This is a genomic window from Bradyrhizobium huanghuaihaiense, assembly GCF_007830635.1.
Lineage (GTDB): Bacteria > Pseudomonadota > Alphaproteobacteria > Rhizobiales > Xanthobacteraceae > Bradyrhizobium > Bradyrhizobium huanghuaihaiense.
On the sequence record NZ_VLLA01000004.1, the window covers coordinates 70,930 to 96,686 of the forward strand.

22 protein-coding genes are annotated in these 25,757 nt (G+C 65.5%); 7 read left to right on the top strand and 15 right to left on the bottom strand.

Annotated elements, in window-relative coordinates; genetic code table 11:
* Window positions 1-151: 151 nt before the first annotated feature.
* From IQ16_RS10830 to IQ16_RS10845, 4 genes are all read right to left on the bottom strand, one after another.
* Window positions 152-352, bottom strand: coding sequence for a cold-shock protein (locus IQ16_RS10830; protein WP_008563500.1), 201 nt, complete (start codon window positions 350-352; stop codon window positions 152-154).
* 208 nt (window positions 353-560) lie between these two features.
* Window positions 561-869 carry a SorB family sulfite dehydrogenase c-type cytochrome subunit gene (gene sorB / locus IQ16_RS10835; RefSeq protein ID WP_018643716.1) on the bottom strand — a complete coding sequence of 103 codons (309 nt, stop codon included), beginning with the start codon at window positions 867-869 and terminating at the stop codon, window positions 561-563.
* 14 nt (window positions 870-883) lie between these two features.
* A complete protein-coding gene (sorA, locus tag IQ16_RS10840; RefSeq protein ID WP_018643715.1) occupies window positions 884-2,083 on the bottom strand; it encodes a SorA family sulfite dehydrogenase catalytic subunit in 1,200 nt (399 codons plus the stop codon).
* Window positions 2,084-2,439: 356 nt separating this feature from the next.
* Entirely contained in the window at window positions 2,440-4,173 is a 1,734-nt protein-coding gene (locus IQ16_RS10845; RefSeq protein ID WP_018643713.1) for an adenylate/guanylate cyclase domain-containing protein, read from the bottom strand.
* A gap of 378 nt (window positions 4,174-4,551) precedes the next feature.
* On the opposite strand from IQ16_RS10845, the gene IQ16_RS10850 reads away from it, so the two are divergent.
* Window positions 4,552-6,081: a glycosyltransferase family 39 protein gene (locus tag IQ16_RS10850; RefSeq protein ID WP_035666647.1), complete on the top strand. Its 1,530-nt coding sequence runs from the start codon at window positions 4,552-4,554 to the stop codon at window positions 6,079-6,081.
* Window positions 6,082-6,266: 185 nt separating this feature from the next.
* Here the strand turns inward: IQ16_RS10850 and IQ16_RS10855 are convergent, their stop codons facing one another.
* Together IQ16_RS10855 and IQ16_RS10860 are read right to left on the bottom strand one after the other, a co-directional pair.
* A complete protein-coding gene (locus tag IQ16_RS10855) occupies window positions 6,267-7,295 on the bottom strand; it encodes a YcjF family protein (protein WP_018643711.1) in 1,029 nt (342 codons plus the stop codon).
* Window positions 7,292-8,761 carry a YcjX family GTP-binding protein gene (locus IQ16_RS10860; protein WP_018643710.1) on the bottom strand — a complete coding sequence of 490 codons (1,470 nt, stop codon included), beginning with the start codon at window positions 8,759-8,761 and terminating at the stop codon, window positions 7,292-7,294. Before IQ16_RS10860 ends, IQ16_RS10855 begins: the two co-directional genes overlap by 4 nt.
* A gap of 185 nt (window positions 8,762-8,946) precedes the next feature.
* Here IQ16_RS10860 and trhA point away from each other — a divergent pair, with 185 nt between their 5' ends.
* Complete coding sequence (gene trhA / locus IQ16_RS10865) at window positions 8,947-9,642, top strand: PAQR family membrane homeostasis protein TrhA (protein ID WP_018643709.1); 696 nt, start codon at window positions 8,947-8,949, stop codon at window positions 9,640-9,642.
* Between the two features lie 83 nt (window positions 9,643-9,725).
* Window positions 9,726-10,520 (top strand): SDR family oxidoreductase, encoded by a 795-nt coding sequence (locus tag IQ16_RS10870; RefSeq protein WP_018643708.1) that lies wholly within the window; start codon window positions 9,726-9,728, stop codon window positions 10,518-10,520.
* A 242-nt stretch (window positions 10,521-10,762) separates the two neighbouring features.
* Here the strand turns inward: IQ16_RS10870 and IQ16_RS10875 are convergent, their stop codons facing one another.
* Window positions 10,763-11,218, bottom strand: a complete 456-nt coding sequence (locus IQ16_RS10875; protein WP_018643707.1) for a MarR family winged helix-turn-helix transcriptional regulator — start codon at window positions 11,216-11,218, stop codon at window positions 10,763-10,765.
* Between the two features lie 77 nt (window positions 11,219-11,295).
* Here IQ16_RS10875 and IQ16_RS10880 point away from each other — a divergent pair, with 77 nt between their 5' ends.
* Window positions 11,296-12,072 carry an SDR family NAD(P)-dependent oxidoreductase gene (locus tag IQ16_RS10880; protein WP_026312096.1) on the top strand — a complete coding sequence of 259 codons (777 nt, stop codon included), beginning with the start codon at window positions 11,296-11,298 and terminating at the stop codon, window positions 12,070-12,072.
* Window positions 12,073-12,243: 171 nt separating this feature from the next.
* On the opposite strand, the gene mdlC is transcribed toward IQ16_RS10880, so the two are convergent.
* The 4 genes from mdlC to IQ16_RS10900 all read right to left on the bottom strand — a co-directional run bounded on the left by mdlC (window position 12,244) and on the right by IQ16_RS10900 (window position 17,159).
* Window positions 12,244-13,866, bottom strand: a complete 1,623-nt coding sequence (gene mdlC / locus IQ16_RS10885) for a benzoylformate decarboxylase (protein WP_018643705.1) — start codon at window positions 13,864-13,866, stop codon at window positions 12,244-12,246.
* Between the two features lie 149 nt (window positions 13,867-14,015).
* Window positions 14,016-14,867 carry an HTD2 family dehydratase gene (locus IQ16_RS10890; RefSeq protein WP_018643704.1) on the bottom strand — a complete coding sequence of 284 codons (852 nt, stop codon included), beginning with the start codon at window positions 14,865-14,867 and terminating at the stop codon, window positions 14,016-14,018.
* A 14-nt stretch (window positions 14,868-14,881) separates the two neighbouring features.
* The gene (locus IQ16_RS10895; RefSeq protein WP_018643703.1) at window positions 14,882-15,979 is read right to left on the bottom strand and encodes a CaiB/BaiF CoA transferase family protein; all 1,098 of its coding nucleotides are present in this window, start codon (window positions 15,977-15,979) and stop codon (window positions 14,882-14,884) included.
* A 10-nt stretch (window positions 15,980-15,989) separates the two neighbouring features.
* Window positions 15,990-17,159: an acyl-CoA dehydrogenase family protein gene (locus tag IQ16_RS10900; protein WP_026312095.1), complete on the bottom strand. Its 1,170-nt coding sequence runs from the start codon at window positions 17,157-17,159 to the stop codon at window positions 15,990-15,992.
* 125 nt (window positions 17,160-17,284) lie between these two features.
* Here IQ16_RS10900 and IQ16_RS10905 point away from each other — a divergent pair, with 125 nt between their 5' ends.
* Window positions 17,285-18,205: a LysR substrate-binding domain-containing protein gene (locus IQ16_RS10905; RefSeq protein ID WP_145831463.1), complete on the top strand. Its 921-nt coding sequence runs from the start codon at window positions 17,285-17,287 to the stop codon at window positions 18,203-18,205.
* A 214-nt stretch (window positions 18,206-18,419) separates the two neighbouring features.
* On the opposite strand, the gene IQ16_RS10910 is transcribed toward IQ16_RS10905, so the two are convergent.
* A complete protein-coding gene (locus IQ16_RS10910; RefSeq protein WP_018643700.1) occupies window positions 18,420-19,694 on the bottom strand; it encodes a cytochrome P450 in 1,275 nt (424 codons plus the stop codon).
* 178 nt (window positions 19,695-19,872) lie between these two features.
* Complete coding sequence (locus IQ16_RS10915; RefSeq protein WP_018643699.1) at window positions 19,873-21,138, bottom strand: cytochrome P450; 1,266 nt, start codon at window positions 21,136-21,138, stop codon at window positions 19,873-19,875.
* Window positions 21,139-21,477: 339 nt separating this feature from the next.
* Here IQ16_RS10915 and IQ16_RS10920 point away from each other — a divergent pair, with 339 nt between their 5' ends.
* The gene (locus IQ16_RS10920; RefSeq protein WP_026312094.1) at window positions 21,478-22,623 is read left to right on the top strand and encodes a YjgN family protein; all 1,146 of its coding nucleotides are present in this window, start codon (window positions 21,478-21,480) and stop codon (window positions 22,621-22,623) included.
* A 3-nt stretch (window positions 22,624-22,626) separates the two neighbouring features.
* A complete protein-coding gene (locus IQ16_RS10925; RefSeq protein ID WP_018643698.1) occupies window positions 22,627-23,739 on the top strand; it encodes a M48 family metallopeptidase in 1,113 nt (370 codons plus the stop codon).
* An 8-nt stretch (window positions 23,740-23,747) separates the two neighbouring features.
* Here IQ16_RS10925 and upp read toward each other — a convergent pair whose 3' ends face one another.
* A complete protein-coding gene (upp, locus tag IQ16_RS10930) occupies window positions 23,748-24,377 on the bottom strand; it encodes a uracil phosphoribosyltransferase (RefSeq protein ID WP_018643697.1) in 630 nt (209 codons plus the stop codon).
* 136 nt (window positions 24,378-24,513) lie between these two features.
* Window positions 24,514-25,752, bottom strand: coding sequence for a URC4/urg3 family protein (locus IQ16_RS10935; protein ID WP_018643696.1), 1,239 nt, complete (start codon window positions 25,750-25,752; stop codon window positions 24,514-24,516).
* Window positions 25,753-25,757 lie beyond the last annotated feature (5 nt).

The following is a 25,757-nucleotide window of genomic DNA, read 5'->3' on the forward strand; positions in this document are numbered from 1 at the left end:
CATTGCCGTGGCGTTGAATGAGCGGTCTTCGCGGGAAAATAGCCCTCCGTGTGCAGTCGCAACGCCTGTCGTCGAATGCACTGGCCGTCTTCTAAATTTTTTTGGCCTCGCTCCCGGAAGCGGTCCGGGAGGCAGCGAAACGCTGGCGGGCTTATACTTTGAGGTTCTCTGCGGAGGTCTTGCCCCGGTTTGCGATCTCTTCGTATTCAACCGTCTGTCCCTCGTTCAGGGTCGACAGACCGGCCTTCTGCACTGCCGAGATATGCACGAACACATCCTTGCCTCCCGACGCAGGCTGGATAAATCCATAACCCTTCGTCGGGTTGAACCACTTGACCGTACCTTTAGCCATCACGACTTCTCCGCGGGTCTTCCTCCGAGATCTCGAACCGCCAGTCCCCGCCAACCGGCCGGTTCGGTCCTAACAGGATACGCGGAATGTGGCGGGCTTGGTAGCTCAAACCACATCCGCCTTTCGCCGAATTCCGCTCAACTTCGCGGCGTTTTTGCCGGTTTTGCCCGTTTCGCGGTCAATCGGCCCGCGCGCCGCGTGGCGTCCGTCAATAAGTCGCGGCCAGATAATCGACGATCTTGCCAACATCGGCATCGTCGATCGGTGCGCCATAGACCTTGATCATCTTGGTCACCTCGGCCTGCCAGAAGCCCTTCTTGTCCTTCATCGGCGGCTGGGTGTTGATGTAGTCGGACGAGTGGCAGGCGGTGCAATTGCCCTGCACCACCTCGAGATTGGGCCCGGGCTTGAACGCGGCGACTTCGTCGGGGGTCTTGTAGTTGACCGGCGCTGCAAGCGCCGAACCCACCGCGGCGGCGAGGGCGAGCGAGACGGCGAGGAGAACGGTGCGCTGCATGATCATTCTCCCTCTCAGGCCACGCTGACGCGGACGGTTTCGACGACGTTGCGCAAATAACCCGCCGGGTTCCAGCGCGGCGTATCCGGCTGGGTCTCGCCGCCATTGCCGGTGGCGCGGACCTTGAGCTCGACGGCGCCGGCCGCGAGCTTCACCGGCAGCTTCCATTCGCGGAAGGCGTATTTGCCGAGGTCCTTGCCGAGCTTCGCGCTCGCCCAGGTCTTGCCGCCGTCGGTGGAGACCTGAACATCCTTGATACCCTTGCCGCCGTCGAAGGCGATGCCGCGCAGGGTCACAGTCCCCGCCTTCAGCTTGGCGCCATCAGGCACGCTCGTGATGAAGGAGCGGATGGTGAAGCGGTTGATCGGGATCGTCGTCTTCGGCGCGGTGCCGGGCTCGATCGCATTGTTCGGCGTATCGGGAATGCGATAGGCCGACTTCATCCAGAAGCCGTCATAGACGTTGTCGATGACGGTGATCTCGTTGAGGTGTTTGACCCAGTAGGTGCCGTAATAGCCGGGCACGACCAGGCGCAGCGGAAAGCCGTTCAGGAACGGCAGATCCTCGCCGTTCATGCCATAGGCCAGCATCACCTCGCCGTCGGTGGCGTGATCGAGATCGAGCGCCTTGATGAAGTCGGGCGTCTTGTCGCTGACTGGGCCGTCCATGCCGTTGAAAGTCACCTGCTTGGCGCCGGCCTGCACGCCCGCCATCTCCAGCACGGCCTTGAGCGGCACGCCGCGCCAGCGTGCGCAGCCCATCGCGCCATTGGCGAGCTGGCCGCCGGCGACGCGCGGCTCGAAGAAGCCGCGGCTGTTGCCGGAGCACTGGTTAACGGCGACGATCTCGGTCGCCTTCATCTTCCTGATGTCTTTCAGCGAAAGTCTCAGCGGTTTGTCGACCTTGCCCTTGACCTCCAGCGTGAACTTGTCGGGGTCGAGATTGTAGGGCAGGTCGGAGAGGTGGTAGCGCACGAAGAAAGCGTTGTTCGGCGTCAGCGGCCCGTCGTTGAACACCGCAAATGGCGTCTCGAGCTGCGGCGGCCGGCTGGTGAGGCCGATCATCGGCCGCTTCTGCGGATATTTCACCAACGGCCGTTCGCCATTGACGAAGGGCAGGGTGACGGTGTCCAGGGCCAGCGCCTTGGTGGAATTCAGTGTGGCCGCCATGGCGGCAAGCCCCGCTCCTCTGAGCAGGTCGCGTCGATCGAACATGTGGTCTCCTCCCGGAGCTTATCGTTGGACAGCGGTCATCACCGCGATCCCGCGCTCATCTGTCGCAACGAACAGGACGAAGTCAATTCGTGCTTTCGCAGCAAGCCCATGCCGCTGCGTTGCAGCAAGCCGGTGTTACGCATGTAATGAGATGGAGGTGAGCTGTAACCGCAGTGGCGGTGCACCTCTCCCGCTTGCGGGAGAGGTCGGCGCGTCCCGGGCGATGCGAAGCATCGTCCCGCGCGCCGGGTGAGGGTTTTCTCCTCTAGGGGATTGTCCCGTTATGGAGACACCCTCTCCCCAACCCTCTCCCGCGAGCGGGAGAGGGAGCGCACACCTCGCGCGTGGTTTGCGCTCTAAGCCGCCACCAGCGCGCCGCGATCGACCAGCCCCGCCAGCTCCCTCGCATCCGCGACCACGCGCACGGCCATCGGCTCGTCGCGGCCGCGGATCGCGACCTCCTGCTGCGGCAGGGCGTCGTCGGCAAGGCCGGCGGTGCGGCGCACTTCCTCGGAGACGATCGCCTCGCAGGCCAGCGTCTTGGTCATGTCCTGCAGGCGTGCGGCGACGTTGACGGCGTCGCCGAGGGCGGTGAAGACGATGTGATCGCGATAGCCGATGTCGCCGATGATGACCTCGCCGCCGTGAATGCCGATGCCGAAGCGGATCGGCTCGCGCAGATCGTGGCTGAGGAGCTGATTCAACTCGTCGATATTTGCAGCGAGGCTGCTGGCAGCCTTCAGCGCCTGGCGGCAGGCCTCTTGCGGATCCGCCGACAGCCCGAACAGCGCCAGCATGCCGTCGCCGACGAACTGGTTCGGCTGCCCTCCATTCGCGATCACGGCCTGCGACACCGCGCCGAGGAAACGGTTGACGATGAAGACGGTGTCGAACGGCAGCCGCTTCTCGGCGAGCTGCGTCGAGCCGCGCATGTCCACGAATAGGCTGACGAGATAGCGCTCCTGGCCGATGCGCGCCGGCGTCGTGGCCTGCCCGTCCGCCGCCTGCGTATGCGGCGTGAAGAGCTGGAAGAAGGAGAGGTCGCATTCCGGACGCAGCTGGCACGCAAGCCGGATCGAGGGATCGGCGGTGCCGACACGGGCCAGCACGAAGGCCTCGCGCTGCGACGGCTGGGGCAGGGCACCATGGTCGCCGATGACGCGGATGCGGCAGGTCGAGCAGCGGGCGCGGCCGCCGCAGACGCTGGCATGCGGGACGTTGTGGCGCAGGCTCGCTTCCAGCACGGAGAGGCCCTTTGGCACGCGCACCGTCTTGCCGTTGCCATACGACAGCGCGATCATGCCGCCGCGCCGCTCGCGCCAGGCCCGCGCGCCTCTTGCGAGCAGCACCACGCCGAGCAGGCCGAAATAGCCCATGACGAGGCCGCCGCTGATGCGGTCGAGCACTTTGTTTTCCGCGACCGTGCCGACCTGTTGCCTCGTATAATTCGTCTTGCGCCAGTCCGCGTCGTCGCTGTCGGCGGCAACGCTGCGCCCACCCTGGTAGATGCCGAGCAACGCCAGCGTCGGGATCAGTACGGCGGCTGCGAGCAGATAGGGCGCGGCGCGCGTGAAGAAGGACTTCATGCGCAGCCAGAAATATATGCCGACGCAGCCGTGCACCCAGGCGACCACGAGCAAAATCGTCATCTGCCAGAGCCGGGCGGGCGCCAGGACGAAGAACAGATAGAGCTCCTGCGGGTAAAGCTTCTCGTGCCCGTAGAGCGTCAGGCCGAGCCGTATCCCGATCACATGCGCCATGACGAGCAGGGGGATGCTCAGGCCCAGCGCGAGCTGAAGCGGCTCGACGGTCTTCCAGCGAAACTCGCGGCGCTGGTACAGCGCGAACACACCGAGCCCGGCGTGGATCAGCGCGGCCGCGTAGAACACGATCGTCACGGGCAGGAACTGCCAGAACAGGACGTGGTAATAGACCCCGGCCTCCATGGCATCGACCGAGATGTTGCCGAGCGCATGGTTGAGGAAATGGCTGACCACATAAGCGAACAGGATGATGCCGCAGACGAGCCGCACCTGCCGCACGCTGGTGGCGCGGACGAGTTCGGGCATGTGGACGGGAGCGGTGGCCATGATTCGGTTGTATCAGTTCATGGAGGAGAACAGCCAGACTAGCGTTTAATTCCGGGGGTGGACAGGTTCGGGGATCACATGCCCGGGAAGGCGCCTCACACTCCGCCGGCGTCCCGGACAAGCGCGCCCTAAGCGCGCGCCGATCCGGGACCCATAGCCACAGGGTCGGGTTTGGCGAGGACTCGTGGTTACCAGCTCGTGCCATAACCCCGCCCTGTGGTTTTGCGTCCCGGGTCTGCGCTTTGCTTGCCCGGGACGACACCTATGTCTGGACTCCCGACATTGACTCCCCCTCCCAGGTTGGCGAAAAGCGCGGCCGTGACGACATCCCCTGATATCACCGTGTTCCCCCGTGGCGCCGCGCGCCGGCCCCTCGTCATGGCCGCGGCGATCATCGCGGCGATGACCGTTCTCCGCATCGTCTATGCCTCCGCAATCGAGCTGCGCACGGACGAGGCCTATTACTGGACCTGGTCGAAGGAGGCCGCGCTCAGCTTCCTCGATCATCCTCCCGGCATCGCCTGGCTGATCCGTTTCGGAACCGCGATCTTCGGCGACACCACGCTCGGCGTGCGCTTCGGCGGTATCGTCGCGATGCTGGCGACGCAGCTGCTGCTCGCCGACATCGTCCGCCGCCTCACGCACGACATTCGCGCGGTCGTATTCGCTGTGCTGATGCCGGAGGCCGCGCTCTATTACGGCCTCCTGATGGCCAAGGTCGCGCCTGATGTCGCCATGATCCCGTTCGCGGTGGCGATGATATGGTCCCTGGTGCGGCTGGCGCAGAGCGGCGACGGCCGCTGGTGGCTCGCGGCCGGACTGTTCGCTGGCCTCGCGATGCTGTCGAAGTTCACCGTGATCCTATTCGCGCCCGCGGTTGCCGCTTTTCTGCTGGTGCCGGACTGGCGCTGGCGCTGGCTGCGCAGCCGTTATCCCTATCTCGCGGTGCTGGTCGCGCTCGCGGTGTTCTCGCCGGTGCTGATCTGGAACGTGCAGCACGACTGGGCTTCGATCCGCTTCCAGGGCGTGCGCGCCACCACCAATTACGGCATCTCGCTGCGCACGGTCGGCGACTACATCGGCCTGCAATTCGGCCTCGTCGGCTTCGTCATGCTGCCGGTGGTGCTGACGGGCCTCGTGATGACCGCGTGGCGCGGCTATCGCACGCGCGAGCCGGTCGCGATCCTGCTGTCGACCGCCGTGCTGGTGCCGTTTCTCTATTTCCTGGTGAAATCACTGACGCTCCGGGTCGGCGACACCTGGCCGATGTTCATGTGGCCGGTGGGCTTTGCGGCTGCGGCGGTGAATCTCGTCATGCTGCCGCGTGAAAAATGGTCGGCGCGGATGATCCGGTCGAGCCTGTTCTGGGTGAAGACGGCAATCGTCTCGGGCATCGCCTTCGTCGTCATCGTGTTCCTCTATTACGTCGCGGCCCCCTGGAATCTGCTCGGCAAGATCGATCCGATCGGCGCCGAGGCCGGCTACGAGCAGGTCGCGGCGCGCGCGCAGGGCGCCCTCGACGAAACAGGCGCGACCTGGATCGCGACCACGGACTATCGCACCTACGCCATGATGCGCTGGCTGTTCCGGGGCCGCGTGCCCGTCATCGAGCTCAACGAGCGCGGCCGTTTCCAGGATTTTGCCGATCCCGGCATGGACAAGATCAGGGGACATGCGGGCATCTATGTCGGCCGTGTGCCGGACAACCGTTCGGCGCAGTGGGAGAATATCCCGGCGAAACGCGAGCCGCTCGGCGAAGTCGAGCGCCGCTGGCGCGGCGTTCTGACGGATACCTACGTGATTGAAAAGCTCTCCGGCTGGACCCCGGAGCTGTCGCCGCCGAAGGACTCGCCGCTGTTTCAGTGGCGCGTGCTGGCAGGGGAATTCGAAAAGCGGGAGCGCGGATAGAGCGCCTTCTCTTACCCTCCCCTGGAGGGGGAGGGTCGATCGCGCGTAGCGCGAGCGGGGTGGGGTGATCTCTCCTCGCGGGCAGTGTGCAGGACGGAGAGACTGCCACCCCACCCCGCTACGCATTGCGCTGCGCTTCATGCGTAGCGACCCTCCCCCTCCAGGGGAGGGTAAGAAAGTCGCCGCTACTCCTCATCCTCCTTCTTCCGCAAAAGATCCGTCGCGAGGTCCGACAGCTTCGGCGGCGGCAGCGCCGCGAACGGCAGCGGCCGCGTCACGTCGATCGCGGCGAGGCCCAGTCGCGCCGTCAGCAGCCCGTTCAGCACGCCTTCGCCCAGCCGCTGCGACAGCTTTGCTGCGATGCCGTGGCCGAGCATCTGCTGCACCAGGCTGTCGCTCGCGGCCATGCCGCCGGTGATGGCAAGATGGGCAATGACGTGGCGGAGCAGGCGGATCATGCCGAGTGCGCCGGGACGTCCGCCATAGAGATAGGCAAGCTGGCGGATCAGCCGCAGCGCGGCGACGAACACGAACAGCACGTCGATCGCGGCGCGGGGCGAGACCGCGGTGACGATCGAGACCTTTTGCGCCGCTGACGACACCAGCCGCCGCGCCTCGATATCCAGCGGTGACATCAGTTCGCGCTCGGCGAGGCGGATCATGTCGGCGCCGTCGATGATCTCGCCGGTGTGGCTCTCCAGCGTGGCGCGGGCGCGGGCGAGCTGCGGGTTCTGGTGCGCGATCTTGAGCAGGTCCTGCACGATGACGCGGCTCTCCTTGCGGTCGTCGCTGGCAAGGACCGCGGCTGCGCGCGCATGCAGCTTCTCGATGGTCGCAAGCCGCGCCAGCCCGAAGGCCTCGCGTCCGATCACGACAGCAAGCGCGAGCGCGGTGACGAAGGCGAACGCAACGCCAATGATGCCGAGCGTTTCGCTGCGCGCAAACAGGTCCTCGATCAGATGGACGACGCCGAGCCCGGTGCCGAGCAGCGTCAATCCCGCGAGCCCCGACCAGAACACCGTGCCCCAAGGGAAACCGCGCCGTGCCGGCAGCGCGGCTTGCACCGGCACCGGCAGCGCCATTGGATCGGGCTCCGGCGTGATCTGGATGGTGGCGCGGCTGAGCCGGCTGGTCTCGTCGGCTTCGGTGACGACGACGCCGGGATCGTCGAGCCGGAATGTCGCCGGCCGCCGTGGCTTCGATCGGTCGTTCATGCGAGCTTGTCTCCGATCAGGAACTGCAAGGCACGGTCGAGGCGGATATGTGGCAGCGTAGGCTCGTCAGCACCCTCGCGTTCGAGCTTGGGCGGGCGGAAGCGCAGGAAGCGAAAGTCGCTCTTTTCGGCGGCATGTGTCGACAACCCTTGGAACGCGTCCCTGCCATTGAACAGCGGCTCGGGATCCAGCGGCAAATCGCCCGGAAAGGTCGCGACCTCCGTGTTGCCGTCGAAGAACTCGCCGCCGGCGCTTTCGCCCGCGGCGGGCGTTCCCAGGATCGACGGCAATTTGTCGCGGCCATGCGCGACTTGAGCTTCTCTTGTGGCGCGGACGGCGGCGAGCGCGACGACGTCGATCGCCGCGCCGGTATCTTCCGCACGCGCAACGGCACGCGAGACGGCGCGGCGGAGCACGGCCTCGAGCCGGTCGTGGCTGGAATGGTGCAGATGATCCGCCTTGGTCGCGGCGAACAGGATGCGGTCGATGCGCGGCCGGAACAGGCTGGAGAGGATCGTGCTGCGGCCGATGTTGAAGCAGTCGAGAATGCCGGCCAGTGCCGCTTCGAGATCGTGCAGCGCCTCGGGGCCGGAGTTGAACGCGGCGAGCGCGTCGGCCAGCACGATCTGACGATCGAGCCGCGCGAAATGATCCCGGAAGAACGGCCGCACCACGACGTCCTTGTAGGCCTCGAAGCGCCGCACCATCATCGCCCATAGCGATCCCTCGGGTGCCTGTCCGCCTGCGGGCACGTCGAGCGGCGCAAAGGTCAGCGCCGGCGAGCCTGCAAGATTGCCCGGCATCAGGAAACGGCCGGGCGGCAGCAGGCTCATTGCAAAGCGCTCGTCGCGGCAGGCGCGCAGATAATCCGTGAAGAGTTTTGCGGCCGTGAGCGTCGCCTGCTCATCCTCGCGCGCCCCGGGTTTGAGCGTTGCGAGATGCGCGTGCCATTCGGTCGCAAGATGCGCGCGCGGCGCCTCGCGCGACAGCGCCAGGCTCTCCGCGGACCATTGCTCGTAGCTCTTCTGCAGCAGCGGCAGGTCGAGCAGCCATTCGCCAGGATAATCGACGATGTCGAGCGTCAGCGTGCGGTCGGCGCCGTTCGGGCGCTGGTAGTCGATGACGAGGCGGAGCTCGCTGATGTCGACGGTGGAGTTCGGCCAGCGCCGTTCCTCGACCAGCGCGCGAAGATGGTTCTCATAGGCAAACCGCGGCACGGCATCATCAGGCTGCGGCGCCAGATGCGCCCGCGCGATCCGGCCCGAGGCGTAGGCCTCGAACACCGGAAACCGGCCGCCACGCGTCAGCCCATGGATCAGCGCGGTGATGAATACGGTCTTACCGGCGCGCGACAGGCCGGTGACACCAAGCCGCACGGTCGGGTTGAAGAAATGCTCGCCATAGTCGATCAGCGCCCGGGCCGACAGCCGCGCCTCCTCGACCATATCCTGGAAACTGAATGCCATATGAACGTGAGGGGGCTCGGGCGAGGGGTACGCAAAACGGACTAATCACAAAAGTGGCAACTGACTGAAGAAAATCAAGCTTTCATACTTCCACCGCCTTTGTCGGCAAATCAGCCGTTTGAACGACGCGCCGGACCCGAAACACCCATAGAAGAGGGCATTGCCTTAAGCCTTTGCGGATTGCCATGACCGTCTTCCAGTTGAAACAGTTTGCGTCTTCCTCCGTCCACGCCGCCGCCGACGTGATCGGCTGGGATTACGACCGCGCCGAGCTGATCGCGGATGGCGTCGTCCACGCGATCGGCGTGCTCTCCGGCCTCATCGCCGCGACCGTGCTGGTGGTGCTGACGACGGTCTATTCCGACGCGACGGACATCGTCGGCGTCTCGATCTATGTCGCCGGCCTGCTGTCGATGCTGGTGCTGTCGGCGACCTACAATCTCTGGCCGGTGTCACCGGCGAAATGGCTGCTGCGGCGCTTCGACCATTCGGCGATCTATCTGCTGATCGCGGCGACCTACACGCCGTTCATCCTGGAAGTGAAGGACAGCGTGTTCGCGCTGGTGCTGCTCGCCGGCGTCTGGTGCGTCGCCATTCTCGGCATCGTGCTGAAGCTGTTCTTCCCGGGCCGGTTCGACCGCGTCTCGGTCGGCATCTATCTCGCGATGGGCTGGAGCGGCGTCATGCTCTACGGCCCCGTGGTCAAGGCGCTGCCCGCGCTGGTGCTGGGCTTCATCCTTGCCGGCGGGCTGCTCTACAGCTTTGGCGTGATCTTCCATGCCTGGCGGCGGTTGCGCTTCCAGAATGCGATCTGGCACGGCTTTGTCTTGGCCGGCGCGGCATGCCATTATACCGCAGTGCTCGACCTCGTGTTGAGCTGAGCAGGACCCGCGACGCGGAATAAGCGGCGCGGTATAAAGCGGTACAAGACAATAAGACAATACAAGACAAGAGGAGACGTCGCATGCAGGTGACCGGCAAGGTCGTGGTCGTCACGGGCGGCGCAAACGGCATCGGCAAGGCGCTGTGCGAGGCCTTTCACAAAGCGGGCGCCGCCAAGGTCGTCGTCGCGGACATGGACGCCGCCAATGCAAGGGCCGTCGCCGCCATGGTCGATGGCGCCGCGTTCAAATGCGATGTCGCGCAGGAAAAGGACATCGCCCACGTCATCGAGGAGACCGAGCGGCAGTTCGGCCCGATCGAATTGTTCTGCTCCAATGCCGGCATCGGCGGCGGCTTCGATCCGATGTCGGTCAATGCCGGCGGCGCCTCCGACGAGCCGTGGCAGCGGAGCTGGGCGATCCACGTCATGGCGCACGTCTACGCGGCCAGGCATCTGATCCCCCGGATGAAGGCGCGTGGCCGCGGCTATTTCCTCAACACCATCTCGGCCGCGGGCCTGTTGTCGCAGGTCGGCAGCCCCGCTTATTCGACGACCAAGCACGCGGCGGTGGGCTTTGCCGAGAACCTCGCGATCTCGCACAAGGCTGACAATATCAAGGTCTCGATCCTCTGCCCGCAGGGCGTCGACACCAACATGCTGCGCTCGATCCCGAAGGGCCCGCAATCCGGCGACGGCGACCTCACGCCCGAGCAGGTCGCAAAAGACGTGCTCGCCGGTCTCGAGCAGGAGACGTTCCTGATCCTGCCGCACCCCCAGGTGCTCGGCTACATGCGCAAGAAGACGGAGAATTACGACCGCTGGATCGGCGGCATGGCCAAGATCCAGGCCAAGATGCGGGAGGAGTTCGGGAAGTGATCGTCAGGTCATCCCGGGGCGGTCCGCAGGACCGAACCCGGGATCTCGAGATTCCGGGCTAAGTATTTCGAGCCCCGCTCGCGCCATCCCCTCGGTGTCGTCCCTGCGAACGCAGGGACCCATAACCACAGGAAGGAGTTTGGCGAAGACCGGTAGTTGTTCTTCCGCGCGGTACTGACACCTGCGCTTCATCGATAAATCACGCGGTATGGGTCCCCGCGTTCGCGGGGACGACACCTGTGTTACGCCACCACCTCATCCTCCACCCGGCTCTGCCTGAGCGCCCGCGCATAGAGCATCATGCCCTCGCGCACCGTGCGCTGCTCGGCCTCCGTCAGCGCCGCCAGCGCGCCGCTCACCTGCCGCCGGCCGAACGCGTGCAGCGCCTCGAGTGTGCGCCGGCCCTTCGCCGTCAGCGACAGCAGCTTGCTGCGCGCATCAAGCTCGTCCGGCGTCTCCCTGAGCTCACCGCAATCGATCAGCTTGCGGACCAGGCGGCTGACGCTGGATTTCTCCAGCCGCAGGAAATCGCCGAGCTCGCCCGACGTCATCGGGCCGCGGATGCCGATCTCCAGGATCGTGTGCACGGCCGAGGGCGGATAGTCCGACGCCGCCACCGTCGCATCCATGAAGCCGAGCTCGCGCACCATCAGCCGCGAGGCGGCGCGGATGTCGTCGATCAGCGCAAGCTCGGCCATCTCTTGACTCTCCGCATATAGTTGTATCATACAACTATATGCGCAACGTGGCGCATGCAAGCGTTTTGGAGTGGACCATGACCGGAACTTTGCCAACCGGGATGCGGATGAACGGCAAGGTCTGCCTGGTCACGGGCGGAGGCAGCGGCATCGGCCGCGCCACGGCCCTGAGGATGGCGGCTGAAGGGGCGGAAGCGATCGTCATTGCCGGACGGCGCGAAGCCGAGATCGAGGCGGCCGCTGCGGCGTGCCGCGAGCTCGGCGTGGAAGCGATCGCGCTCAAGACCGACATCACGCGCGAGGATGAGGTTGCGCGTCTCGTCGGTACCGCCGTTGAGCGTTGCGGCCGGCTCGACGTCGCCTTCAACAATGCCGGCTTCCAGGAGCGCCGTGCGCCGCTGGAAGAGCAGGGCACCGACATCTACGACAGCGTGTTCGACACCAATGTCCGCGCGCTGTTTCTCTGTCTGCGCCATCAATTGCCGGCGATGCTCGCGAAAGGCCGCGGCAGCATCGTCGTCAACGCCTCCGTCAGCGGCATGCGCAATCCCAATCCCGGCTTCTCGCTCTATTCGGCCTCGAAGGCCGCCGCGATCTCGCTGACGCGCTCGGCGGCGATGGAGAACGCCCCGCGCGGCATCCGCATCAATGCGATTGCGCCCGGCCGCGTCGTCACCGACATGATGCTGCGCGCCGGCGTCGGCGATGTCGCGACGGTGAGCGCCGGCCTGCCGCTGCGCCGAATGGGCAGCCCGGAGGAAGTTGCCGAGGCGGTGGTATGGCTGTCGTCAGACGCGTCGTCCTACGTGGTCGGCCACGTGCTCGCGGCGGACGGGGGATTTTTGGCGTCGTAGTTGCGGGTGGTGGTGCGGCAAACTCGATGTCGTCCCGGCGAAGGCCGGGACCCATAACCCCAGGGAGGGGTTGTAGCGCGAGACTGCCCACTACGAGTCCTCGCCAAACTCCTGCTTGTGGGTATGGGTCCCGGCCTTCGCCGGGACGACACTGGTGAGATACCGTGCGTCCTAATGCTTCTGCCCGTACAGCACCGGCACCGCCGAATCCACGACGACCTCAACCAGGCTCGTGCCCGCGAACGCCATGCCGCGCTTCAGCGCCTCGCCAAGCTCCGCCGCCTCGCTCACCCGCACGGCATGGCACCCCATACCCTCCGCGAGCCGCACGAAATCGATGCCCGGCAGCTCCAGCCCCGGCACGTTCCTGACCTGCATCACCTGGCTGAACGAGCGCATCGCGCCGTAGCCGGAATTGTTGATGACGACGACGGTCAGCGGCAGCTTGCGCTGCGCTGCGGTCCACAGCGCCTGGATCGAATACATCGCCGAGCCGTCGCCGATCAGGCAGACGGTGCGCTGCTTCGGCTTGCCCAGCGCCATGCCGACGGCGGCGGGCAGGCTATAGCCGAGGCCGCCGCTCGCCATGGTGTAAAAACTGTCCTGGCCGCGCATCGGCAGGAATTTTTGCATCGCCGGCCGGTGCGAGGGCACTTCCTCGACCAGCGATGCGTCGTCAGGCATCGCCTGAGACAGCGAGTGCAGCAGGAATTCGACGGGCAGCGGATCGGCCGCCTGCGGCGCCGGCGGCAGCGTGCGGACCTTTGGCGTCGCGCGTTTGCTCTCCGGCAGGAGGTCGAGCAGCAGGCTCAGCGCCGGCTTCATCGTCGCGACAATGCTGGTGCCGACCGGCGTCACGGCCGCCGCATCCGCATCATCCGTGATCTGGAAAATCGTCGCGCCGCCGTCAAAGATCGCGGCATGGCCTTCGACGTGGAAGGTGAAGACCGGCGCGCCGATGACGACGACGAGGTCGTGCTCGCGTAGCGCGTCGGACAGCTGCGCCGGCGAGGCATGCAGGAAGCCAGCGAATTGCGGATGCCGTTCGGGAAACGAGCAACGCGCCGAGAACGGGCTGACCCAGACGCTGGCCTTCGCCTTCTCGGCGACGCGCACCATCAGATCGACCGCGCCGGCGCGATCGACACCGGGGCCGACGACGAGGGCGGGGTGCTTTGCCGAACCAAGCGCAGCAACCAGCGCCTTCATCGCCTCCGGCTCAGGCCCGATCTCCCGGCTGACCTTGCGCGCCTCGACCGGCGCGCAGGCATGCGCCCAGTCGTCGATCGGGATCGACACGAAGGTCGGCCCGCAGGGCGGCTGCATCGCGGTGTAATAGGCGCGCGCGATCGCGGCCGGCACGTCCTCGGCCCGCGCCGGCTCGACGCTGTATTTGACATAAGGCCGTGGAAACTCCGACGCGCGCTCGGCGTACAGGAACGCCTGCAAGGGGAGGATCGAGCGCGCCTGCTGGCCCGCGGTGATCACCAGCGGCGTCTGGTTGCGGTGTGCGGTGTAGATGTTGCCGAGCGCGTTGCCGACGCCTGCCGCCGAATGCAGATTGACGAAGCCGGCATTGCGCGTCGCCTGCGCGTAACCATCGGCCATGCCGACCGCGGAAGCCTCCTGCAGCGCCAGCACGTAGTCGATGTCGTCGGGCCAGTCGCTCAGGAACGGCAGCTCGGTGGAACCGGGATTGCCGAAGACACGGTCGATGCCGAACGATCGCAGCAGGTCGAGCGTCGCCTGCTTGACAGTGACGGACTTGCTGCCGGTCTTGCCGTTCTTGGCCATGGTTTCCGTCCCTTGTTGCTTATGAAAGGTAGCAGCCTCACCCCGTCATTGCGAGGAGCCCTTGCGACGAAGCAATCCAGACTGTCTCACTGGAGGGATTCTGGATTGCTTCGCTGCGCTCGCAATGACGAGGAGGAAACAGCGGTGGCTCACCACACCGCCGTGCCCTTCATCGTCGGCTGCCCTTCCGCGTTCGCGGTCCACAGCTCCATGCTCTCGCCGCTGTCATTGGCGTTGATGGAGAACTCGGTACCCTCGAACAGCGGCTGGAGCCCGCGATAGGTGAACTTCTTCGGCGCCTTCCCGCCGCGCAGCTTCGCGGCCATCTCGATGATCAGCGCGGCCTGCAACGGACCGTGAAAGATCAGGCCCGGATAGCCCTCGACCTTGGTCACATAGTCGCGGTCGTAATGGATGCGGTGGCCGTTGAAGGTCAGCGCGGAATAGCGGAACAGCAGCACGGGATCGGAGACATGGGTCTCGCGATGCTGTGCCTTTGGCGGTGGAGGCGGCGCCTTGCCGCCAGCCGGCGCGCTGCTCGTCATCTCGCGATAGACGATGTCCTGCCGCTCGCGGATGGCGACGCCGCGCGGGGAGGAGATGCTGTGCTCGACCGAGACGAAGCACAGCGTGCCCGTCGAGCCTGATTTCACCTGCACGTCGGCAATGCGCGAGGTGCGCGTGGATTCATCGCCGACGCGAAGCGGCTGCAGGAACTCGATCTCGCCGCCGGCCCACATCCGGCGCGGCAGCGGCACCGGCGGCAGGAAGCCGCCGCGGGTCGGGTGCCCGTCGGGCCCGAGCATCGACATCGGGAACACCGGCTGCGCCAGGCACCAGTGCACCGTGAACGGCGCGGCATCGCCCTTCTTGGGCTCGCCGACCTCCTGGAACAGCGTCGCGCGCAGGCCCATCACGAGCTGCGCGGTGACGATGTCGGTGGCTTCCGTGCTGCGGCCGATCCATTGCCGCAAATGATCGATGTCGAGCTTCTCGGTCATGACGCCTCGCTCTGTTACTTCTTGGGTTTTTCGCCGATCGCGGGCACCGCGCCGTAAGCGCGCGACTCGCCGACGATGATCGGTGCCGGAGCGGGATAGCTGACGCGGCCGTTCGGCGTGTCGACCTCGATGCGGCGCAGATGCGGATGGTTGGTGAGGTCGGTCATGGTGTTGACCTCGGCAAAGGCGATGTCCGCGTCCGAGAGCCGCTTGAGCAGCTCGTCGCGCGTCATCTTGCCGAAAATGTCGGCGACGGTCTTGTCGGTGAAGTCGCGGTTGCGCACGCGCTCGACCATGTTGGCGACGCGGGGATCGCTGGGCAGATCGGGCTGATCCAGCACCTTCACGCACAGCGTCTTCCACTCCCGCTCGCTCTGGATCGAGATCAGGATGTCCTTGCCGTCCTTCGAGGTGAACACGCCATAGGGCGCGATCGAGGGATGGCGCAGGCCCATGCGCTTGGGCGGATTGCCGGCCTCCGCATTGAGCAGCGGCACGGTGCACCAGTCCGCCATCACGTCGAACATGGAGATGCGGATGTCGGCGCCTTTGCCGGTGCGCCCGCGCCCGATCAGCGCCTCCAGGATCGCTGCGTGCGCGGTGGCGCCGGTCGCAACATCCACGATCGACATGCCGACGCGCGAGGCGCCGTCGGGGTTGCCCGTGATCGAGGCAAGGCCGCTCTCGGCCTGGATCAGCAGGTCATAGGCCTTGCGATGCGCATACGGGCCCTCGTCGCCATAGCCGGTGATCGTGCAGGAGACCAGCTTTGGATAGTCCTTTAAAAGCCGCTCGCGTGAGAAGCCGAGCTTGTCCATCGAACCGGGCTTGAGGTTTTGAATGAGCACGTCGGCGCTGGCGATCAGCTTCTCCAGCTCGGCGCAGCCTTCTTTCGTTGCGAGATCGACCACCGCCGATTGCTTGCCGCGGTTGAGCCAGACGAAGTAGCTGCTCTGGCCCTTGGCCGCCGCGTCATAGCCGCGGGCGAAATCGCCTTCGGGCCGTTCGATCTTGATCACCTCCGCGCCGGCATCCGCCAGGCGTGATGAGCAGAACGGCGCCGCGACCGCCTGCTCGACCGCAATCACCCTGATCCCGTCAAGTGCGCCCATGATTGTTGCCTCAGTACGAGCGCGGCATGCCGAGCACATGCTCGGCGACATAGGACAGCACGAGGTTGGTCGAGATCGGCGCCACCTGGTAGAGCCGCGTCTCGCGGAATTTGCGCTCGACGTCGTATTCCTCGGCAAAGCCGAAGCCGCCATGGGTCTGGATGCAGGCGTTCGCCGCTTCCCAGGACGCATCCGCCGCCAGCATCTTGGCCATGTTGGCCTCTGCGCCGCAGTCGAGCCCGGCCTCGTATTTGCGCGTCGCCTCCTTCACCATCAGGTCGGCCGCGCGCATCGAGGCGTAGGCCTTGGCGATCGGGAACTGGATGCCTTGATTTTGGCCGATCGGCCGGCCGAACACTGCGCGCTCCTTGGCGTAGTTGGTGGCCTTCGCGATGAACCATTTGGCGTCGCCGATGCATTCGGCAGCGATCAGGATACGCTCGGCATTCATGCCGGAGAGGATGTAGCGAAAACCCTTGCCTTCCTCGCCGATCAGATTCTCCGCCGGCACCTTCATGTCGGTAAAGAACACTTCCGTGGTGGCGTGGTTCATCATGGTGCGGATCGGGCGGATCTCGAGGCCGTTGTTCTTGGCCTCGCGCATGTCGACGATGAACACCGACAGACCATCGGTGCGCTTCTTGGCCTGCTCCTTCGGCGTGGTGCGCGCCAAGAGCACCATCAGGTCGGAATGCTCGGCGCGGCTGGTCCAGATCTTCTGGCCGTTGACGATGTAGCTGTCGTTGCCTTCCTTGCGCGCAAACGTCTTCAGCGAGGAGGTGTCGGTGCCGCTGGTCGGCTCGGTGACGCCGAAGGCCTGCAGGCGCAATTCGCCGCTCGCGATCTTCGGCAGGTATTTTGCCTTCTGCTCGGCATTGCCGTGCCGCAGTACGGTGCCCATCGTGTACATCTGGGCGTGGCAGCCGCCGCCGTTGCAGCCGGCGCGTTGGATCTCCTCGAGGATCGCCGCGGCGGCGGACAGCTTCAGCCCCGCGCCGCCATACTCTTCCGGGATCAGCACCGAGAGGTAACCCGCCTGCGTCAGCGCATCGACGAAGGCCTTCGGGTAGGCCATCTCGCGGTCGAGCTTGCGCCAGTATTCGCCGGGAAACTGCGCGCAGAGCTTTGCGACGGCTTCGCGGATATCGGCGTGATCTTCGGTGTGGTGTTGTTCACTCATGGCGTTTCCCATTGGTAGCGGCAGTTAAGATAACGCCGGCCAATCCTCAGGCGTTGTGAAAACAACGCCAGCCCCCTATGCTCATTTGTTATAGCGTATGGAGTAGCCTTCCAGGATTGGCAAGCATGGATTTCCGGCAGCTCAGGACCTTCAGTTGCGTGGCGGAGCTCGGCAGCCTCTCCAAGGCCTCCGACACGTTGCGCGTGGCGCAGCCGGCGCTCTCCAGGCAGATCAAGCTGCTGGAACACGAGCTGCGCACCGAGCTGTTCACGCGCAACGGCCGTGGCATGGCGCTGACGGAAGCAGGGCGCCTTCTGCTCGCGCGCACCTCCGGCATCGTCAGGCAGATCGACCAGATCCGCGACGACATCCAGTCCGCCAAGGGGCCGCCGTCCGGCCAGGTCGTGCTTGGCCTGGTTCCGACCGTGAGCTGCGTGCTGTCGGCGCGCTTTGCGCGGCGCTGCGTCGAAAAATTTCCCGGCATCTCGCTGCGCATCGTCGAGAGCTATAGCGGCCATCTGGTCGAATGGCTGCATCGCGGCGAGATGGACCTCGCCATCCTCTATGGCCGCTCCGCCGATCTGCATCTCAACGTGCAGAGCCTCGGCCGCGACAACATCGTCGCGGTCGGCCCGGGCGGCTGCGGCCTCGCGCGCAAGAAGAGCGTCGATATCGGCTGGCTGCTGCGGCAGCGCTTGGTGCTGCCCAGTCATTCCCACGGCCTCCGCGCGCTGATCGAGCACGCCGCGGCCCAGCGCAAGATCAAGCTCGACGTCCAGCTGGAAGCGGATTCGTTCCGCGTGCTGACCAGCCTCGTCGAGGAAGGGCTCGGCTTTGCGCTCTTGCCGCCCTCGTCGGTCCACGGCGAGGTCGCGGAGGGGCGGCTGGAAACCACCGCCGTGTCCAAGCCGATGACGCGCGAGCTCATTTTCGCCTCTCCGATCGACCGCCCGGCCTCGACGGCCTCGCTCGCCATCACGGCGCTCCTGCGCGAGGAGGTCGCCGCCTGCCGCAAGGAAGGCGTGTGGGACATCAAATTGAGTTAGATGCCGTGTCGTAGAACAGTCGCGCGCCGTATGGCCTTCGCATCTGGTGCGAGCTGTCATGCCGAAATTTTATAGCTGGGGCGGGGGCGCTGCGGGTTTGATGCGCATCTGCATCCCAGAACTCGTCATTGCGAGCGCAGCGAAGCAATCCAGAGTCCCTCCGCGGTGACAGTCTGGATTGCTTCGCTGCGCTCGCAATGACGGAGGATGGCGCCTACCCCGGAATCCGCACCGGCAGCGACTCATATCCCTTGATGAAGCTCGAATAGATCCGCTTGGGCTCGCCGACCACCTCGATGCGATCGAACCGCTTCAGCATCTCCTCCCAGACGATGCGCAGCTGCAGCTCGGCGAGGCGCATGCCGACGCAGCGGTGGATGCCGAAGCCGAAGGAGAGGTGGGTGCGCGGGCGCGGGCGGTCGATGATGAAGTCGTTCGGCCTTTCGAACATCTCCTCGTCGCGGTTGCCGGAGACGTACCACATCACGACGCGGTCGCCCTTCTTGATGTGCTTGCCGCCGATCTCCGTATCCTGCAGCGCGGTGCGCCGCATATGCGCCAGCGGCGTCTGCCAGCGGATCACCTCCGGCACCATGGAATCGATCAGCGCCGGATTCTTCCGCAGCATCTCGTATTGCTCCGGGTTCTCGTTCAGCGCCAGCACCGAGCCGGTCATGGTGTTGCGCGTGGTGTCGTTGCCGCCGACGATGAGCAGGATGATGTTGCCCATGAGGTTGTCGGGGTCCATGTGGCGGGTGGCGTCGTTGTGCGCCATCAGCGACAGCAGGTCGTTGCGCGGCGCGGAGTTGACGCGCTCGTTCCAGAGCTTGGACATGTAGGCGTAGCACTCGTCCATCTCGCGGCGGCGCTCCTCGGCGGAGGCGACGATGCCGCTCTTGGGCAGCGCGGTGGAGACGTCCGACCAGCGCGTCAGCTTGCGCCGCTCCTCCCAGGGGAAGTCGAACAGCGTCGCCAGCATCTGGGTGGTCAGCTCGATCGAGACGCGCTCGACGAAGTTGAAGGTCTCGTTGCGCGGCAGATTGTCGAGCACGGTCTGCGAGCGCTGGCGGATCAGTTTGGCCAGCTCGTCCAGGTGTGTCGGCGTGAACATCGGCGACACCGTCTTGCGCTGCGCCGAATGCCGGGGCTGGTCCATCGCGATGAAGCTCGGATAGTCGTAGCCTTCCGGCACGTCGCGGATCGAGATGCCGCCGAGCGTGGAGTCCGAGGAGAAGATGCCGTGGTTGGTGTCAACATGCATGATGTCGTTGTACTTCACCACCGACCAGTACGGCTCGATCGGCGCGTTGGTGCAGTAATGCACCGGCTCCTCCTTGCGCAGCCGCTCGAACCACGGCCACAACGTGTCGTCCTGGAACAGCCGTGGCGCGCCGGGGTGGAATTGCGCCAGCGGGGTCGCATAGGCCTCTTCCCGCGCCCTGCGCATGCGTTCGGCCCTGTCCACTTTAACCGGCGCTTGGATGTTCATCGTCGTGGCTCCAGTTGGTTCTTCCTTCGCCTCTCCCCGCGCGCGGGGAGAGGCCGGAATTCGAGCGAAGCTTGAATTCCGGGTGAGGGGGACTCTCCGCGAATCCGTCTCAGCGCGTTCGCGGAGAGAGCCCCTCACCCCGACCCTCTCCCCGTAAGAACGGGGAGAGGGAGTTAACTCACGCCGCAATCTTCACCGGCAACGTTTCAAGTCCCTTCACGAAACTCGAATAGACCCGCTTCGGTTCGCCGACCACGTCAATATGGTCGAAGCGCTTGAGAATCTCTTCCCAAATAATCTTGAGCTGGAGTTCAGCAAGCCTGAGGCCCACGCAGCGGTGGATGCCGAAGCCGAAGGAGAGATGCGTGCGCGGCCGCGCGCGGTCGATGATGAAATCGTAGGGCTTTTCGATCGCCTCTTCGTCCCGGTTGCCGGAGACGTACCACATCACGACCTTGTCACCTTTCTTGATCTGCTTGCCGCGGAACTCGAAATCGGCGAGCGCGGTGCGGCGCATATGCGCCAGCGGTGTCTGCCAGCGGATCACCTCCGGCACGAAACTGTCGAGCAGAGCAGGATTCTCGCGCAGCTTGCGATATTGCTCCGGATGCTGGCTCAGCGCGTGGAGCGAGCCCGACATCGTGTTGCGCGTGGTGTCGTTGCCGCCGACGATCAAAAGGACGAGATTGCCGAGGAAGTTCTTCGCGTCCATGTCGCGCGTCGCGGCGCCATGGGCCATCATCGACAAGAGGTCGCTCTTCGGCGGCTGTTCGATGCGTTCCTTCCACAGCCTCGAGAAATAGCCCGCGCATTCCGTCAGCTCGGCCTGCCGTTCGTCCTCGGTGGCAACGAGGCCGTCAGGCCCGGGAATGGTGGTGGCGACGTCCGACCAGCGCGTCAGCTTGCGGCGGTCCTCCCACGGGAAGTCGAACAGCACAGCGAGCATCTGCGTGGTCAGCTCGATCGAGACCTGGTCGACCCAGTCGAACACCTCGCCGCGGGGAAGATTGTCCAGGCACTCGGCCGAGCGCTTGCGGATGTTGAGCGCGAGATTGTCCAGATGCGTCGGCGTGAACATCGGCGCCACGGTCTTGCGCTGGGCGGCGTGGCGCGGCGGATCCATCGAGATGAAACTCTCGCGGCGCAGATCCGGATCGATGTCGCGGATGGTGATGCCGCCGAGCGCGGAGGCCGAGGAGAACACCGCATGGTTGGTCTCGATCTCCATGATGTCGTTGTACCGCGTCACCGACCAGTACGGGCCGAACATCGAGTCCTTGCAGTAGTGCACGGGATCTTCCCGGCGCAGGCGATCGAAATAGGGCCAGAACGTATCGGTCCTGAACAGTTCCGGATCGCCGGGATCGAATTGCTCCAGCGGCAATGTCGACGCGCGCTCGCGAAGTGCGTCGAGTTTGGACGCGCTCTCGATGGTCCCATGCATGACCGTTCTCCCTGGCGTTCCTCCGCGCGTCTTTTTTGAATTCTGCGCTGCGGTATTTGATTTGCAATTACAACCCGTTGTCTGCGCCGGAGCAAGGGAGACTTTTGCCACATCCAACCTTTGGGCGTGGCCGGGCGCGTAGCCCGGATGGCGCCGAGCGAAATCCGGGCTACAGGACATCCGCAGCGTGACCTGCCGCACGCCGTTCGTCATGAATTCCCGTCAGAAATCGACTGGAATCGGGGTAAATCGAACCCGCCCATCTTGGGGTTCGACTAATCTCTGATCTATAGTTTGACCGCAGCAGATGCGCACCCCGAGGTTGCCGCCGTGAACGACATGCAATGGACGCCCATCGGCTCCGAACCGGTCCCGCCGCCATTGCCGCCGACGCGGGTGGATTTCAGCGGCAATCGGTCCGGGTTCTTCAACATGGTCACCAAGGGTGCCATGCTGGAGCTCGTCACCTTCGGCTTCTACCGGTTCTGGCTGGTCACCGACATCCGCCGTCATTTGTGGACGCACACCGCGATCGACGGCGATGCGGCCGAATATACCGGTCGCGGCAAGGAGCTGCTGGTCGGCTTCCTGTTCGCGCTCGCGATCCTGGTGCCGATCTATCTCGCCTACTTCCTCATCGGCATCGAGTTCGAGCGCTGGCAGGGCTTTGCCTCGACGCCGCTGTTCATCAGCTTCTACGCCTTCGGCCAGTTCGCGATCTTTCGCGCGCGGCGCTATCGCCTGACCCGCACGGTCTGGCGCGGTGTGCGGTTCTGGATGGACGGCTCGGGCTGGGCCTATTCGTTCCGCGCCATGGCGTGGGGCCTCCTGGTGTTCCTGACCCTCGGCCTGGCGCTGCCGTGGCGCGCGGCTTCACTCGAACGTTACAAGATGCGGCACACCCATTACGGCGATCTGCGCGGGGATTTCGAGGGCAATGGCTGGACCTTCTTCAAGCGCGGCTGGTGGCTGTGGCTGCTCAGCCCGATCGCGCTGATCATCTTTCCGCTCGCGCCGTTCTTCTATGCCGAGTTCAAGGCGCGTGAGTGGCGCTGGTGGCTGGACGGCATCCGCATCGGCGGCGTCAGCCTGTCCTCGGAGCTTCCGCACAATGCGTTCTATGGCCTGTACTGGAAGGTGATCGGCTGGTGGGTGCTGCTCTCGATGATTTTCGGCGCCTATCTCGGCGGCGCCACCGCGCTCGTCGTCCAGCTGAGCGGTCTCTCGGCCGAGCAGCTGTTCGGGTCCGGCGATCCCGCCAAGAGCATCCCGATGCTGGTGATCATGGTCATCGGCTACTTCGCGGTCGCCCTTGCCATCAACATCGTGATGCGCGTCTATCTTCAGCGCGATCTCTGGGCCAAGGTGCTGGAAACGGTCGAGGTGCACAACATTGCCGCCGCGTCGGACGTGCGCGGCAGCGGCGAACTTGCCAGCGCGCTCGGCGAAGGCTTTGCCGATGGGCTTGACGTTGCAGGATTCTGAGCTGTGAGTGAGTTGTCTACCGAGGCTCCGGCGCAGTCCGCCAAGCCGACCATCTTCTTCGACGGTGTGTCGAGCCGCAGGCGGCAGGTGACGCTTGCGCTCGGCGATGCGCTCGAGATCGTCGAGGAGGGCGGAACGCCCGTCCGCTGGACCTATGCCGATATTCGCCGTGCCGACAGTCCGACGGGCGTCCTGCGTCTGGCCTGCACCGCTGCGCCGCCTTTGGCGCGGCTCGAGATCCGCGACGCCGCGCTCGCGGCCGAATTGATCGCCCGCTGCACCCGTCTCGACGAGCACCAGACCTCGCGCCGCGGCATCGCCAAGATCGTCGGCTGGTCGGTGGCGGCTGCCGCCTCCATCGTCTGCGTCGTACTGTTCGGCGTGCCGCTCGCCGCCGACCGGCTTGCACCGCTGGTGCCGAAGCCGGTCGAACGGCGGATCGGCGATGCCGCCGAAGTGCAGGTGAAGACCATCTTCGGCCGCAGCGTCTGCGAAGACCCCGCGGGCAAGGCTGCGTTCACCAAGCTCGTCAACCGCCTGCGCGATGCCGCCGGCCTCGACGACGATTCCATGACGGCTGGCGTGCTGCCGACTCCAGTGCCGAACGCGTTCGCGCTGCCCGGCGGCAAGGTGTTCCTGTTGAAGGGCCTGCTCGACAAGGCCGATAGCCCCGACGAGATCGCCGGCATCCTCGCCCACGAGCTCGGCCATCTCAAGCATCACGACAACATGCGCGGCCTCATCTACAACGGCGGCACCTCGTTCCTGATCGGCCTGTTGTTCGGCGACGTCACCGGCTCGTCCGCCGTGATCTTCGCCTCGCGCAGCGTGGTCGAGGCTTCCTATTCGCGCGAGGCGGAGACTGCGGCGGATACGTTCGCGATCGAGATCATGCACAAGCTCGGCCGCTCGCCGAAGCCCGCGGCCGAGCTGATGTTCCGCATCACCGGCAAGGAAGGCGGCTCCGGTCTGACGAATATCCTCGCCAGCCATCCGCTGACCGAGGACCGGCTCGCCCGCATGACGAAGGAAGATCGTCCCGCCAGCGGGCAGCCGCTGCTGACCGACAAGGAATGGCAGGCGCTGAAGCTGATCTGCGGCAGCGGGAAGATCTAGCTTCGCGCTTACCGCGTTCCGTAAGCGCGATCGCCGGCGTCGCCGAGGCCGGGCAGGATGAAACCGTTCTCGTCGAGTCCTTCGTCGACCGCGGCGGTCCAGATCGGCACATCAGGATGCAGCCCACGCAGCCGCTCGAGGCCTTCGGGGGCCGCGATCAGGCAGGCGAGGCGAATGTCCCTGGCGCCGCGCTCCTTCAGCCGGTCGATGGCGGCGACGGCCGTGTTGGCGGTCGCGACGACAGGCGTCACCACGATGGCGAGGCGCTCGCCGAGATCCGACGGCGACTTGAAGAAATACTCGACCGCGGCAAAGCTGAGCGGCTCGCGGTAGAGGCCGATATGCGCGACGCGCGCGGTCGGCACCAAATCCATCATGCCGTCGACGAAGGTGGTGCCGGCGCGCAGCATCGGCACGAACACCAGCTTCTTGCCGGCGATCTTGGCCGAGTGCATCGTCGCCAGCGGCGTCTCGATGACGGTGTCGGCGAGCGGCAGGTCGCGCGTCACCTCGTAGCAGAGCAGCATGCCGATCTCCTTGATCAGCTCGCGGAACGACTTTGTCGAGATGGATTTGTCCCGCACCAGCGTCAGCTTGTGCTGCACCAGCGGGTGATCGACGATCGTGACGCCTTCCATGATCGGTTGCTCCTGAAATTCACCGGATCGTCATTGCGAGCGCAGCGAAGCAATCCAGAGTCCCACCGCGGAAAGATTCTGGATTGCTTCGCTGCGCTCGCAATGACGCGCGTGGCCGAAAATCTTTGTCCATGACCTAGAAAACCGTGCCGTCGCTGATCACCTTGAGCGGCGGCGAACCATCGGGGCGGCGCGCAAACGCAATGGCGCGGCCGGCGGCCCAGGTGCCGCCTTCCAAAATGCTGGCGAGCGGTAATGTCTCGGGTGTGCGGCCGAGCTTGGCGCGAACCAGTTCGGCGAGCCTGTCAAGCAGTGCGACCGTCAGCGCGCGCCACTCCACGACGAGCAGGGAATCCACCGCATGCGCGCGCTCGGCATCCGTGGCATCGCGCAGGCGCAGCACCTCGTGATCGACGAACAGGCCGCCATTGCGGTATTCCGCAAGCCCGGTCAGCCCGTCGATGTCGGTAACCGCGAAGCCGGCGCGCTGCAGCGGCTCGATCAGCGAGTAGCTCAGCCATTGCGACAGCTTGTGTAGCGGCACGAGGCCTCCTGTCGCATCGTCGGCCTTGATCGCCGGATGCCGCCAGCAATCGCCGAGCGGGACGCCCGCGAGCTCGAGCCGTGACGGCCAGATCGGTCCGAGCTGGTTCAGCACCGCCGACAGGATGGCGGGCGCGGCGATCGCGCCGCCCACGGCTTGCGCCGCGATATGATCGAACAGCCCGCCCGGCCGCGGCGTATCGTGCAGTCCGAACACGTCCGCACGCTCCGAGACCTGCTTGCCGAGGCGCCGCAACAGATCGGTGCGTCCTTCAAGCCCGAGCAGCGGATTGCCATCGCTGACCTGAAAGGCGGAGGTGAGGGCCGCGAGGGGCAGCTTTGCCAGCACGTCCGCATCGGCCCTGAACGGCGCGCGGGCATCGTGCGAAAACAGCCCGCTTGCGAACATGTCGAGGCTCGCAATCGCAAGCCCTTCGGATCGCCCAATGGCTTCGCCGGTCACGGCATCGCGGTAGCGCCACGCAGCGCCTGCGCCGGCGTCGAGCAGCACGCTGACGATCGCAAGGTCGAACTCGGCGCGCGCCCGCGCGGCACCATCCGACCATGATGCGGCGTTCGCAAGCCGGGCCCAGCGGTCGACGCCGCCAAGCACAAAGTGCCGCCACCGCGCGTGGAAGGGGACGTCCAGCGTCGGATAGGCTCTTCGCGTGACCGCGAGAACAGCATCCGCAACCCCATCCATACGGCTGAGATCAACAGTGAAATGTGTGAGCCCGCCGGCAAGGCCAAGCTCGAGCATCTGCCCGGCGCGCGCCCGCACCGCTTTTGCGGTGAGCAGCGTTCGCGCCTGCAGTTCCAAACTCTCCGTCATCGCGA